Below are 14,190 nucleotides of genomic sequence, written 5' to 3' on the forward strand. Positions count from 1 at the left end.
CGGTTGTTTAACTAAATGTTAAATTAATCCACGTGTTATGTTTTGCATAGTTTGATGTAATTATATGGAAAACAGGAGTTTAATATTAATATGATTTGAAATTTACATAAAATTATCCAAATTTCTATTAATTTTATAATAATTCTAAATTTTTTATAAATTGCAAAGCTGGTCAGACAGCCTTATTAAAAACGAAACTAAAAAATAATATTGTGAGAAATTTTACAACGGTGTTAAAAATAGCGCCGGCATTTTTATTGGCAGGTTCAATAATGCATGCGCAGGTACAAGACTCCACCACAAAGGAGAAAAAAATTGAAGAAGTTGTATTAATCGGATATGGAAAGCAGAAAAAATCAGACCTTACAGGATCTATTACTTCCGTAAGCGCAAAAGACTTCAACGGAGGAGCAGTTTCTGCCGGACAGCTGATTCAGGGGAAAACGCCTGGGGTGCAGATCACCAACAACAGTGGAGCGCCGGGATCCGGAACTAAAATCAGGATCAGGGGTACCTCTTCCTTAAGCGGAGAAAACTCCCCATTGATCGTAATTGACGGAGTTCCTCAGGATTTTGTCGGAATGAACGGGGTTTCCGATCCTTTGTCATTAATTAACCCAAATGATATTGAAACTTTTGATATCCTGAAAGATGCATCCGCTACCGCTATTTACGGTAACAGAGCCTCGAATGGGGTTATTCTCATTACTACCAAGAAGGGAAGTGCCGGAAAATTCAAAGTTAATTTTTCAACGGTAATGTCTGTATCTACTAAAATGGGAAATGTTGACGTTTTGAATGCTCAGGAATTCAGGGATTTTGTCAATACCTACGCATCCGCCAGTTACAAAGCTAAACTTGGGAATGCGGATACCAACTGGCAAAATCAGATCTATCAGGCTGCATGGGGTACAGATAATAACGTAGCTCTTGCCGGAGGTATCAAAGGCTTGCCTTACCGTCTATCATTAGGGTATAATGAGCAGAACGGTATTGTAAAGTCCAATTCCTTCCGAAGAACTTCTGTTGGTTTAAACCTGAGTCCAAAATTTTTCGATAATCATTTATCGGTGAACATCAATGCGAAAGGAACGTTTACAGATAACAGATTTGTGGATGGTGGAGTGATTAAAGCTGCTACTTATTTTGATCCTACACAGCCTGTTTATTCAGGAAATTCCAATTATGGAGGCTACTATGAATGGCTTGACGGAGGATCTGCAACAGGATACAATGTGAATGCCAATACCAACCCGCTTGGGCTGATCTATGGAGTAAGAGATGTATCATCGGTAACCAGAGGATTGGGAAATATCCAGCTGGATTATAAATTTCATTTCCTTCCTGATTTGCACTTTAACGTCAATGCAGGATACGATTATACGAAGAGTGAAGGGCATAAATATAAAGATGCCAGATACAGACCTGGTTTCGAAGACAAAGGAAGCTCAAATTTCTATTCTATGGAAAAGAATAACGAGCTTTTGGAAACCTATTTTAATTATGTGAAGAACATCTCTGCCATTAATACCGGAGTGGATATTACTGCAGGATATGCTTATCAGGATTTCCGTATGGACATCCCGGGGGCTATTACCTACAGAGGAAATGGAACTACACTGCCACCGGATCTGGATTTCAAAACCCAATACACTCTGGTTTCCTTTTATGGAAGAGCAATTTTTACGGTAGCCAACAAATATATTATTTCAGGATCTGTCCGCCAGGATGGTTCTTCCAGATTCTTTAATAAAACGAGAGATAATGTATGGGGAGTCTTCCCGGGAGTTTCATTGGCATGGAAACTTAACGAAGAAAGTTTTATTAAAAATATTTCAGCGATCAGCACATTGAAACTGAGAGCAGGATGGGGGAAAACAGGACAGCAGGAACTTCCCGCTTTAAATGGTAATAAACCGAATAACTATCCCGCTTTCGCCGCTTACAACCCAAGTTATCCTGGAGCAGGCTATCAGTTTGGAAATGAATTTTACTTTATGTACAGACCTGCCAATTATAATCCAAACCTTACCTGGGAAACCACAACAACAAAGAATATAGGGTTAGATTATGGTTTTGCTAAAAACAGAATTACCGGATCTATTGATCTTTTCAGAAAAGATACCAAAGATTTGTTAGTATATGCGGATGAAGCGGCAGGAGGCTTAAGCAATGCAAGCTGGCAGAATGTGGGAGATATGAAGAACCAGGGGATTGAAGGAAGTATCACCGTAATACCTGTTAAAAACGAAAAAACAACCTGGGAAATGAGTTTTAATGCTACTCATTACAAACCGGTAGTGACGAAGCTTAAAGCCAGAGCTGATGAATCTTTCAATATGGAAGTAGGAGGAATTGAAGGAGGTTCAGGAAACAGGATTCAGGCACATGCCGTAGGATATGCTCCGAATTCATTCTGGGTATATCAGCAGGTGTATGATGCTAATGGTAAGCCTGTAGACGGTGCGTATGTCGACAGAAACGGAGACGGTACCATCACAACTAAAGATATGTATTATTACAAATCTACCACCCCGGATGCTATTTTGGGGTTCTCAACGAAAGTATCCCACAAAAACTGGGATTTTTCCCTTAGTGCAAGAGCAGTACTAGGAAACTATGTGTATAATAATATGGCTTCCAATAGCTCATTACAGTCTGCTTCTACCAACGAATATCTTCAGAACGTGTTCTCCACAGCTCCGGAATATAAATTTGCTGTGCCTCAGTATAAATCAGATATTTATGTAGAGAACGCATCGTTCTTAAGATTGGATAATATCAATGTTGGTTACAATTTCGGAGAAGTTTTCTCTAAAGGAAGCAATTTGAAAATATACGGTATGGCGCAAAACGTTTTTGTAGTGACCAAATACACAGGAGTAGACCCTGAAGTTTTTGGCGGCATAGATAACGGATACTATCAGATGCCTAGAATATATTCATTAGGCTTTAATTTTCAATTTTAAATTTAATTACGATGAAACTTAATACAATCAAACTTAAAAATATAGTATTGCCTCTTTCTGCTGCATTTTTGCTCACAACAGCATCAGCTTGTGTCAGTGATCTTGAAAGAGAACCACTTACGGATGTAACGTCTGCGAATATCTATAAAGATTTCTCAAATTATAAAAATATTTTAGCCAAGCTTTACGGAGGCTTTGCAATGGGTGGTCAGGTCAGCGGAGACGGTGATCAGCCGGACAGTGATATCAATGGGATCAATGGAGGCTTCTCCCAGTATACCAGATTACTGTACAACCTGAATGTTGTAACCACTGACGAAGCCGTAATCGGGTGGAATGACGGAAACCTGCATACCCTTCATAAAATGACCTGGGATGCTTCCAATGAATTTATTGCAGCCATGTACTACAGAATCTACACGGAAATTGCTTTCTGTAATGAGTTCCTGAGAAACGTAACAGACGAAAAATTAGCAGAAAATAATATTACGGGTGACAACCTTGCTCAGGCAAAACTGATGAGAGCAGAAGCCCGTTTCCTGAGAGCACAGTCTTATACACATGCAATAGATATGTTTGGAAATGTACCTTTTGTAGATGAAACCTATCTTCCAGGATCAGTCAATCCGCCACAGAGAATAGACAGAAAATCATTATTTAATTTTATTGAATCCGAATTGGTTGCGGTAGCAGCAGAGCTGAAAGATCCTAAAACCAATGAGTACGGAAGAGCAGATAAAGCAGCTGCCTGGTCAGTATTGGCAAAATTATACCTGAATGCAGAAGTTTATACAGGAACCCAGAGAAATACCGACTGTATCACTTATTGTAATAAAATCATTGCAGCGGGTTACTCTTTAAAACCGAAATATGACGAGCTGTTCCTTGCCGATAACAATCTTAATAATCCTGAGCAGATATTCAGCGTCAACTTTGACGGAATCAATACCCAGACGAATGGAGGAACTACTTTCCTTGTTCATGCGGCAATCGGGGGAGATATGAAGGCTGCTGAGTTTGGAGTTAACGGTGGATGGAGCGGTCTTAGAACTACAAAGGCATTCGTAGGCCTGTTCCCAACCAATGGAAATGATAAAAGAGGAAGATTCTTTACCGCAGGACAGAATCTGGAAATTAATGACCTGGGGTCTTTTACCGATGGCTATGCATTTATCAAATACAAAAATGTTAAAAGTAACGGAGCTGTAGGAGCCCACAACAACTGGGTAGAAGCGGATATTCCTTTGTACCGTCTGGCGGATATTTATCTGATGTACGCAGAAGCGGTTCTGAGAGGCGGTGCCGGTGGTAGCCAGGCAACGGCTGTTTCTTATGTTAACCAGTTAAGAGAGCGTGCTTACGGAAATACAAGCGGAAATGTCACTTCAATCAATCTGAATTTTATTTTAGATGAAAGAGCAAGAGAACTGTCGTGGGAAACAACCAGAAGATCAGACCTTGTGCGTTTTAACAAATTCACAACAGGAGATTACCTGTGGCCTTGGAAAGGAAATGTTAAGGACGGAAAAGCAGTGGAAAGCTTCAGAAACCTTTTCCCAATTCCAAACAAAGACATTATCGCGAATCCTAACCTGATCCAGAATCCTGGTTACTAATTCTAAAACTCTTAAAAATGAAAAAATTATTCAAAATATTATCCCTTTCGGTACTGGGAATTTTGCTGATATCCTGTGAAAAGGATGAAGACAAGGCAGTAATCAGTGAAACTTCTTCAGGCAGGGTTTCAGCGGATAAAAATACGTTAGTTCTCAGTGAGCTCACATCAAATGAAGCTGTGATCAGTTTTTCATGGACAAAACCTTCGTTTAATATTGCCGTAGTTCCTTCCCAGCAGATAGAATTTGGCTTAAAAGGGGATGGTTTTAAAAAAAGCGCAACTGTTGACTTTTCCAATGATGTAACGCAGGGCTCAGCAACCCATGCCGCAATGAATGCTGCCATGTTCAATATTGGGGCAACACCGGATGTAGTGAATGAAGTGGAAGCAAGACTGAAAACTTCTGTAGGATCAGCCGCGTTTTATTCCAATGTGATAGCCCTTAAAGTAACACCGTATACTCCGAATCCGGATCTGGTATATCCAAAGATCAACGTGCCGGGAGCCTATGCCGGAGCAGCAGGGTATGCCAACTGGACTCCAGCCAATTCTCCTAACCTGTTTTCCCCTGAAAAAAATGATAACTACAGAGGATTTATCTGGATCAGCAACGCAACTGGTGACAATGGAAAATATAAGTTCGCCATCAATCAGGACTGGCCGGGAAATAAAGGAGATGACGGAACAAAAACCGGAAAACTGGCTCTGGACGGGGCAGATATTGTACCTCCTTCAGCCGGAACCTTCTACATGAAAGTGGACTGGGCAGCCAATACCTATTCTTCTGTACTTGCCAACTTTGGCGTAATTGGAGATGCTACTCCCGGAGGATGGGGAGCAGATACCGATTTTGTTTACAGCCCGGCAACGAAGACCTATGTGATCAATTCCATCATGCTGAACAGTACAGGAATGTTTAAATTCAGAGCAAATGATGACTGGTTATTAAAGATTCAGCCTAAGAAAAATGATGAAACTCTTGCCTCAGGAAAGGCTGTACAGACCTATTTTAATGCTGAAAACACAGTAGACGGTGATCCGGGCTATAAGGTGTCTGAAGCAGGAAATTATAAAATAGAACTGGATCTGCATAACTCAGCCTATTACAAGCTAACGGTTACAAAATTGTAAAACATATCAAATAAGCAGATAAAGTGTTGCTTTACCGCAGCACTTTATTTATTTTTAAGTTTATAAATAGTCATTATGAAGAAAATTACAGTTGGAGCAGTACTGCTCTCAATGATGTTCGCAGGGGTGAATGCACAATCTTTAAAATCACCGGACGGGAAGTTTGAAATGAACTTTCAGCTGAAACAGGGCGTACCGTATTACAATCTGAAATACAACGGCGCCGTGGTGGTGGAAGATTCCAAGTTAGGATTGAGATTATTTAAAGACTCAGCCATTAAATTTGCATCCGAGATTGCAAAGCCGGAAGATGCTAAATTTGATCTGAATAACGGTTTCACAAAAAAAGAAGAAAAACGTGATTCCAAAAACGAAACCTGGCAGCCGGTTCTTGGTGAAAAGAAAAACTATATCAACCATTATAATGAGCTTGCCGTTACCCTTGATCAGGCTTCTACAAACAGAAGCATAGTGGTAAAGTTCAGATTGTTCAATGACGGTCTTGGATTCAGGTATGAATTTCCACAGCAGAAAAACCTGAATTATTTCGTGATCCGCGAAGAAGATTCTGAAATCGATTTCCCAACAGATATGAAAGCCTGGTGGATGGTAGCAGACTACGATTCACAGGAATATCAATATCAGGAAACAAAGATCTCAGAAATTCCTGCCAAATGGGACAAGGCTTTTGATGCCAACGCTTCACAGAAACTGGTTAAAAATGCAGTGCAGTCTCCGTTAATGCTTAAAAAAGAAGGAAAGGAACCTCTGTATGTAAACGTGGCAGAAGCAGCTGTTTTGGATTATCCGGCTTCCCATCTTGAAGTGGATGCGCAGAATTTTAAATTCAAAACCCATCTTACAGCAGACAGACAGGGTGCAAAAGGATACATCCAGACCCCATCTGTAACGCCATGGAGAACCATCATCGTTGCCCCGAAAGCAGAAGAAGTGATGGATTCCAAAATGATCTTTAACCTTAACGAGCCAACAAAGTATACTGATACTTCCTATATCCACCCGACGAAATACATGGGCGTATGGTGGGAAATGATCATCGGGAAATCCCAGTGGGCCTATTCTACGGCAGAAAACGTTCATTTGGGTAAAACAGATTTTGCAAAACTTACTCCAAACGGAAAACACGCAGCCAACAATACAAAAGTTAAAGAATATATTGACTTTGCTGCCGAAAACGGGTTCCAGGGATTATTGATCGAAGGCTGGAATATTGGCTGGGAAGACTGGTTCGGACACTCAAAAGAATATGTATTCGATTTCATCACGCCTTATCCTGATTTTGATATCAAAATGCTGAATGACTATGCCCATTCAAAAGGAATTAAGCTGATCATGCACCACGAAACTTCAGGCTCTGCCACAAATTATGAAAGATGGGCAGACAAAGCTTTCCAGACGATGAATAAATATGGGTATGATGCTGTTAAAACGGGTTATGTAGGCGATATTATTCCAAGAGGAGAACATCACTATTCCCAGTGGACCATCAACCATTATTACAGGATTGCTGAAAAAGCCAATGAATATAAAATCATGGTGAATTCCCACGAATCTGTGCGTCCTACAGGAGAAAGCCGTACCTACCCGAATTATATTTCGGCTGAAGCAGCCAGAGGAACCGAGTACGAAGCATTTGGCGGAAACAAGCCGGATCACCAGACCGTTCTTCCGTTCACCAGATGGATGGGAGGGTCTATGGACTACACGCCGGGAATTTTCCAGACGAAATTAGACTATTATTTCCCCGGAGATAAGCGTTTTGTGAAAACTACGCTGGCTAAGCAGCTTGCCTTATATGTTACCATGTACATGCCTCTTCAGATGGCGGCAGACCTTCCTGAGAACTACAAAAAGCATATGGATGCCTTCCAGTTTATCAAGGATGTGGCGGCAGACTGGGATGATACGAAAATTTTATCGGCTGAACCGGGAGATTATGTCATCACGGCAAGAAAAGCAAAAGGAACTGAAAACTGGTTTGTTGGTGGGATCACCGACGAAAATAAACGTGAATACACCGTAGATTTTTCTTTCCTGGACAAAGGGAAAAAATATGAAGTAACAGTTTATGAAGACGGAAAAGATGCAGATTATATCGATAATCCTCAAAGCTATAATATCTACAAAAAGCAGATCACAAGCAAATCTAAATTGAACTTTAAAATGGCAAGAAGCGGCGGTTTCGCAATTTCTGTAAAGCCTGTCAATTAAGATCTGAATTGATATATTGTTTATGCCCCGGCTCATTGTACATCAGGAAAATGATCCGGGGCATTACTATTTTTTATCCATAAATCAGGCGAAAAATTTTACTTTTTGTACCCTTATTTTTAAAAATATAGTATTAAATTGAAATCTGATATCATACAGAAGGGATAAACAGCAAGTTTCTTCAAATTAGTTAAAAAATATATGAAATTCATTATTGTAATGGCCGGATTTTTCGGAGCTGGTTTACTGGCAGAAATGAAAGCTCAGGCCGTCATCAGCATGATGTCCGGAACAGGGAATTCCAGAAAAGATACAGTTCTGGCTGTAAAAAGCGGAGTACAGGAAACCCGTCTGCCGGTCACCGTTATTAAAGGAAGAGATAAAGGGCCTGTTTTCAGCATCGTAGCCGGTGTACATGGCTATGAATATCCACCTGTTATTGCTGTTCAGGAAATGTTGCAGGAGATAAAGCCAGAACACATAAGAGGAACCCTCATTATAGTACCTGTGGCCAATATAGAATCGTTTCAGAAAAGAACACCGTTTGTGAACCCTTTGGATCAGAAAAATTTAAATACTGCTTTTCCGGGATCATCCACAGGAACGGTTACAGATAAAATAGCGGATCTCATTACAAGGGAAATCATTTCAACCTCAGAAATTTTTCTGGATATCCACGGGGGAGATGCCAACGAAGATCTGCTGCCTTTCGTGTGCTATTACGATAGAAAAGACAAACGTAACCAGACCGGGCTGGCCCGTGAAATGGCCATTAAATCACAGATTGGATATGTGGTATCTTATCCTTACAATCTATATCCGTCCGACCCCGCAAAATATGCATTCAAGCAGGCTGCCCAGCAGGGACTTACAGCATTGAGCATAGAAGCAGGAAAGTTGGGAACGGTACAAAGGGAAAATGTTGACATGATTAAAACAGCAGTCTATAACATGCTGGTGGAAACAGGTAATTATATTGCAAAAAGACCTGCTCAACCCACTGCAAAACCTGTCATTCATCTTAATCAGCAGGATTACGTCCGTGTTCCGGAAGACGGTATTTTTTACAGCAGCCTCAAAAGTGGTGACAAAGTAAAGAAAAAGCAGGTGCTTGGATATATTACGGATGAATTTGGAAATAAAAAACAGGATATCATTTCAGACTCTGAAGGTATTATTCTGTACAAAATAGGAACACCGCCTGTGAATAAAGGGGAAACTTTATTCTGCATAGGTTATAATCAATGAAAATAATGAAAAAACTATCTATTGTTGCAGCACTTTCAATAGCTGCAGCAGCCTTTTCCCAAACAAAGCCGCTGGAAAAAATAGAGCCTGCCTTTTGGTGGAAAGGAATGAAAAATCCTGAGCTTCAGATCATGGTGTACGGAAAAGATGTGTCCAAAAATGAAGTTGAACTTTCTGACGGTATTCAGATCAAAGATATTCAGAAGGTTGAAAACCCGAATTATGTTTTTATTACCGTCAATACCAATGATATTAAAGTTCCTGAATTTAAAATCAACATTAAAAAAGGAAATAAAAATATAAGTTCTTACCGATATGAACTGAAAAAAAGGACGCCCGGATCTGCAGACCGTGAATCTTTTACCTCAAAAGATGTTATGTACCTCATTATGCCGGACCGTTTTGCCAATGGCGATGAAAAAAATGATTCCAGACCGGACCTTATTGAAAAAAGTGACCGCAGCCTGCCCAACGGAAGACATGGCGGCGACCTCCGCGGAATTATCAATAACCTTGATTATATCCAGAACCTCGGCGCAACCTCAGTCTGGCTGACTCCCGTAAACGAAGACAACGAAAAAGTCTACTCCTACCACGGCTATGCCCAGACCGATCTTTATAAAATTGATGGCCGGTACGGAACCAATGAAGACTACCGTGAGCTCTCACAGAAGCTGAACCAGCGCAAAATGACACTGGTGATGGATTATGTGACCAATCACTGGGGTGTTTCCCACTGGATGATCAAAGATCTCCCCTCCAAAGACTGGATCCATTGGTTTGATGAAGGAAAAGACGGTTTTTACCGCTCCAATTACAAAACAACCACACAGTTTGACCCCAACGCTTCAGAAATTGATAAGAAGTATGCACTGAACGGCTGGTTTGATACTACCATGCCGGATATCAACCAGAAAAATCCTCTGGTGTTAAAATACCTTACCCAAAATGCCATCTGGTGGATAGAATACGCCGAACTCGGAGGATTACGGGTGGATACCTATCCTTACAACGATAAAGAAGCCATGGCGAAATGGGCAAAAGCCATTACGGATGAATACCCGAAATTCAATATTGTAGGGGAAACCTGGCTATATACGGCGGGACAGATTTCCGCATGGCAAAAAGACTCTAAAACGGGAGAAGCGGCAGGCTACAACTCAAACCTGCCTTCCGTAATGGATTTTATGCTGTTCGCGGATATGCCAAAAGCCTTGAAAGAAAAAGAAGGCTGGGACACCGGAATGATTAAGCTGTATAATGTTTTTACCAGCGATTTCCTTTATCCGGATCTTAAAAACATTCTTGTTTTCTTTGAAAATCACGATACCGAAAGATGGAACGAAATTTTTAATTCCGATCCGAAAGCTTACAAAATGGCTTTGACGATGATTTCCACCGTCAGAGGGATTCCACAGATTTACTACGGCTCGGAAATAGGCATGCGTGGCGATAAAAACAAAGGCGGTGACGCAGATATCCGCAGGGATTTTCCCGGTGGATGGAAATCTGATGCCCAAAATGCCTTCAATCCTTCATCACAGACCCCTGAGCAGAAAGATTTTTACCAGTTTACGCAGAAATTACTGAACTGGAGAAAAGGAAAAGAGGTGATCCATGCAGGGAAAACTAAAAATTACATTCCCCAGGATGGTGTTTTTGTGTACTTCCGATACTCGGACAAAGAAAATGTAATGGTAGTCATCAACAATAATGAAAAAGATCAGACGTTAGACTTAAAACGTTTTTCAGAATCATTGAATGGCGCGGTAAGAGGGAAAGAGATCATTTCAGGAAAAGAAATAACCCTGAATAATACCCTGAATGTAGCTGCCAAAACTCCATTGATTATAGAAATCCAAAACAAAAATTAATTATACAATGAAAAAAATATCAATCATCTGTACACTCGTGCTTATCATGATGGGATGTACAGGAATCTTTGCTCAATCCAAAGGAGCTCAGTCTGAAAAGGAAAAAACAGCAATAGGAACCATGCTTGACGGCTTCAATACCGCTGCCGCAAAAGCTGATTTCGATACCTACTTCAATTATTTTGCTGATGAATCTACCTTTATCGGAACAGATGCCACAGAAATCTGGGATAAAAAAGCATTCATGGTTTGGGCAAAACCTTATTTTGACAAAAAGAAAACCTGGAATTTTAAAGCCATTAAAAGGAATATTTATTTCAGCAAAGACGGAAAGATGGCCTGGTTTGATGAATTGCTGGATACCCAGATGAAGATCTGCAGAGGATCGGGAGTGGTAGAAAAAATAAACGGAACGTGGAAAGTAAAACAATATGTACTTTCTGTAACGGTTCCTAATGATGTGGTGGACAAAGTGGTTTCAGAAAAAGCTGCCATTGAAGATGTTTTACTACAAGAATTAAAAAAACAATAAATGAACACTCCGCATAGCACTTTATCACGTACAGTAAAACCCAATCTTTCCATAGCTCAGATCATCAATATGAGCATGGGCTTTTTAGGAATTCAGATGGCTTTCGGGCTTCAGAACGGAAATGCAAGCCGGATTCTGGCCAATTTCGGGGCAGATGTTCATGAGCTCTCCTGGTTCTGGCTGGTGGCTCCTGTTACGGGACTCATCGTTCAGCCAATCATCGGTCATATGGGCGATAATACGTGGAGCCCTCTCGGAAGACGGAAGCCGTATTTCCTGATAGGTGCGGTTTTATGTGCAATCGGTCTGGTCATGCTTCCTAATGCCGCATCTGCCACACAAATGCTGGCCGCCAATGTTTTACTGATGGCCGTGATATTCCTCGCGATGATGGATGCTTCCATTAATGTGGCTATGGAGCCTTTCCGTGCGCTGGTGGGAGATATGCTGCCTAAACATCAGGCAACCATTGGATTTTCGGTACAGACGATCCTGATAGGAATAGGAGCAGTAATCGGCTCCGATTTGCCGGGATGGCTCACGAAACTGGGCGTTTCAAATGAAGCTCCGAAAGGCTTTGTCGCAGATAATGTGATCTATGCCTTTTATATTGGTGCAGCAGTGTTAATTATATCCATTTTGTATACCATTTTAACCACTAAAGAATATTCGCCGGAGGAATTTGCCTCATTTGAAGGCGGAAAACCTGTCGTAAAAAACGAGTCGAAATTCTCAGATATTTTTAAAGACTTCAAAAATGCTCCTTCGCAGATGAAGAAACTGGGAATTGTGCAGTTTTTCTCCTGGTTTGCGCTGTTTACCATGTGGGTTTTTACCACGAGCGCACTGGCAACCCATCATTTCGGACTTTCACCGGATGATACGCATTCCGCAGAATTTAATAAAGCAGGAGACCTTACGGGAAGTTTATTCGGAAGCTATAATTTCTATGCGATTTTCTTTGCATTTGCTTTAACCCCGATTGCCAAGTTTATCGGTAAAAAGCAGACCCATGCTTTGGCTTTGGCTTTTGGCGGCCTGGGCCTGATTTCCATGTATTTTATTAAAGATATCCACTACCTCTGGATTTCCATGGTAGGTCTGGGATTTGCATGGGCCAGTATCCTGGCGATGCCTTATGCCATGCTGATTGATTCTATTCCCCAAAAGAAAATGGGTGTTTACATGGGAATCTTTAACTTCTTTATTGTGATTCCGCAGATCATCAATGGTATTTTCGGTGGACCTATTGTAAGCAGTGTCTTTGGAAAACAGGCCATTGATTACATTGTTGTAGGAGGAATATGCATGTTGATCGGTGCCGTGGTAACCATGATTTTTATAAAATCAGAAGACGAAACGCCGATGGAAATAGAGGAGGAGATTAAGCAGGTGCATTTTTAATTGTAGAAGTTAGAAGTTAGAAGTTAGAAGTTAGAAGTTAGAAGTTAGAAGTGGGAAGATGGAAGATGGAAGATATGGAGGTTATTCCAATCAGTGAACTAATAAAATTCAATAGGAGTGGGCTTTAGCCCACTTTTAAAATATATAGCAATAACAATGGCTTTAGCCAAAATTTATATCTATTACCTTATTATTTAAAATATAACAGCCTCCCACAGATTCCACAAATTCCACGAAATACACATATGCCCGCTCAGCCGGTCAAAAACAATAATTGTAAAAATCTTCGCAAACACATTAGCCTTCTTCGCCTTTCTTTGCCATCTTAGCTTTTTTGCCCTTTCGCCTCTTCACCAAAACAACAAAATCCTTTCTTACCCTACATCAACATTTTCAAACCCCCATTTCTCCTACATTTGTACCATAAAATAATCATAGTATGAAAACAGTATATCATAAAGCAGATTCTAGAGGCCATGCAGATCATGGCTGGTTAAACAGTTACCACACATTTAGTTTTGCGAATTATCAGAATAAGGACAGAACGAATTTTGGAGTACTAAGGGTATTGAATGATGATACCGTTTCGCAGGGAATGGGATTTGGAACGCATCCGCACAGGGATATGGAAATTATTTCTATACCTTTGGAAGGAGATCTGGAGCATAAAGATTCCATGGGGACTACAGCCGTTATCAAAAAAGGGGAAATCCAGGTGATGAGCGCAGGAACCGGGGTAATGCACAGCGAGTACAATAAAAATAAAGATGAAGCTGTGAAATTCCTTCAGATCTGGGTATTCCCAAGAGAGCTGAATGTAGAACCCAGATATGACCAGAAAAGCATTAAGGAAGGTGAAAAAATCAACGGATTCCAGCAGATCCTTTCTCCGAACAAAAACGATGACGGGGTATGGATTCATCAGGATGCATGGTTTAATCTGGCTCAATTCAAAGCAGGAAACGGTAAAAATTATATGCTCAACAAAAAAGGAAATGGTGTTTATGCGTTTGTTTTAAAAGGAAGCGCCAAAGTAGGGGACAGAATATTAAATGAAAGAGACGGATTGGGAATCTGGGATACCCAAAGCTTTAATATTGAAGCCGTAGATGATGCGGAGATTCTTTTAATGGAAGTGCCAATGGAACTTCCGGCCTATATGAAATAAAAAGTAAATTTATA

9 protein-coding genes are annotated in these 14,190 nt (G+C 40.6%); all 9 read left to right on the forward strand.

Annotation, left to right across the window (positions count from 1 at the left end; all coding sequences use genetic code 11):
* The first annotated feature begins 212 nt into the window (after positions 1–212).
* A complete protein-coding gene (locus tag B7E04_RS11190; protein ID WP_080778730.1) occupies positions 213–2,969 on the forward strand; it encodes a SusC/RagA family TonB-linked outer membrane protein in 2,757 nt (918 codons plus the stop codon).
* Positions 2,970–2,980: 11 nt separating this feature from the next.
* Positions 2,981–4,585: a RagB/SusD family nutrient uptake outer membrane protein gene (locus tag B7E04_RS11195; protein ID WP_080778731.1), complete on the forward strand. Its 1,605-nt coding sequence runs from the start codon at positions 2,981–2,983 to the stop codon at positions 4,583–4,585.
* A 17-nt stretch (positions 4,586–4,602) separates the two neighbouring features.
* Complete coding sequence (locus B7E04_RS11200; protein ID WP_080778732.1) at positions 4,603–5,718, forward strand: SusE domain-containing protein; 1,116 nt, start codon at positions 4,603–4,605, stop codon at positions 5,716–5,718.
* Between the two features lie 75 nt (positions 5,719–5,793).
* Positions 5,794–7,950 carry a glycoside hydrolase family 97 protein gene (locus B7E04_RS11205; protein WP_080778733.1) on the forward strand — a complete coding sequence of 719 codons (2,157 nt, stop codon included), beginning with the start codon at positions 5,794–5,796 and terminating at the stop codon, positions 7,948–7,950.
* 201 nt (positions 7,951–8,151) lie between these two features.
* On the forward strand, positions 8,152–9,198 hold the full coding sequence (locus tag B7E04_RS11210) for a succinylglutamate desuccinylase/aspartoacylase family protein (RefSeq protein ID WP_080778734.1): 1,047 nt from the start codon (positions 8,152–8,154) through the stop codon (positions 9,196–9,198).
* Positions 9,199–9,203: 5 nt separating this feature from the next.
* Positions 9,204–11,072, forward strand: a complete 1,869-nt coding sequence (locus B7E04_RS11215) for a glycoside hydrolase family 13 protein (RefSeq protein ID WP_080780660.1) — start codon at positions 9,204–9,206, stop codon at positions 11,070–11,072.
* A 7-nt stretch (positions 11,073–11,079) separates the two neighbouring features.
* Complete coding sequence (locus B7E04_RS11220; RefSeq protein ID WP_080778735.1) at positions 11,080–11,604, forward strand: nuclear transport factor 2 family protein; 525 nt, start codon at positions 11,080–11,082, stop codon at positions 11,602–11,604.
* The gene (locus B7E04_RS11225; RefSeq protein ID WP_080778736.1) at positions 11,605–13,008 is read left to right on the forward strand and encodes an MFS transporter; all 1,404 of its coding nucleotides are present in this window, start codon (positions 11,605–11,607) and stop codon (positions 13,006–13,008) included.
* A 439-nt stretch (positions 13,009–13,447) separates the two neighbouring features.
* Positions 13,448–14,176 carry a pirin family protein gene (locus B7E04_RS11230; RefSeq protein ID WP_080778737.1) on the forward strand — a complete coding sequence of 243 codons (729 nt, stop codon included), beginning with the start codon at positions 13,448–13,450 and terminating at the stop codon, positions 14,174–14,176.
* The last annotated feature ends 14 nt before the right edge of the window (positions 14,177–14,190 follow it).

Source organism: Chryseobacterium phocaeense (assembly GCF_900169075.1).
Lineage (GTDB): Bacteria > Bacteroidota > Bacteroidia > Flavobacteriales > Weeksellaceae > Chryseobacterium > Chryseobacterium phocaeense.

Coding starts and splice junctions, on each gene's coding strand:
- B7E04_RS11225 (WP_080778736.1), top strand. CDS start 11,605: ATGAACACTCCGCATAGCACTTTATCACGTACAGTAAAACCCAATCTT.
- B7E04_RS11195 (WP_080778731.1), top strand. CDS start 2,981: ATGAAACTTAATACAATCAAACTTAAAAATATAGTATTGCCTCTTTCT.
- B7E04_RS11215 (WP_080780660.1), top strand. CDS start 9,204: ATGAAAAAACTATCTATTGTTGCAGCACTTTCAATAGCTGCAGCAGCC.
- B7E04_RS11205 (WP_080778733.1), top strand. CDS start 5,794: ATGAAGAAAATTACAGTTGGAGCAGTACTGCTCTCAATGATGTTCGCA.
- B7E04_RS11200 (WP_080778732.1), top strand. CDS start 4,603: ATGAAAAAATTATTCAAAATATTATCCCTTTCGGTACTGGGAATTTTG.
- B7E04_RS11210 (WP_080778734.1), top strand. CDS start 8,152: ATGAAATTCATTATTGTAATGGCCGGATTTTTCGGAGCTGGTTTACTG.
- B7E04_RS11230 (WP_080778737.1), top strand. CDS start 13,448: ATGAAAACAGTATATCATAAAGCAGATTCTAGAGGCCATGCAGATCAT.
- B7E04_RS11220 (WP_080778735.1), top strand. CDS start 11,080: ATGAAAAAAATATCAATCATCTGTACACTCGTGCTTATCATGATGGGA.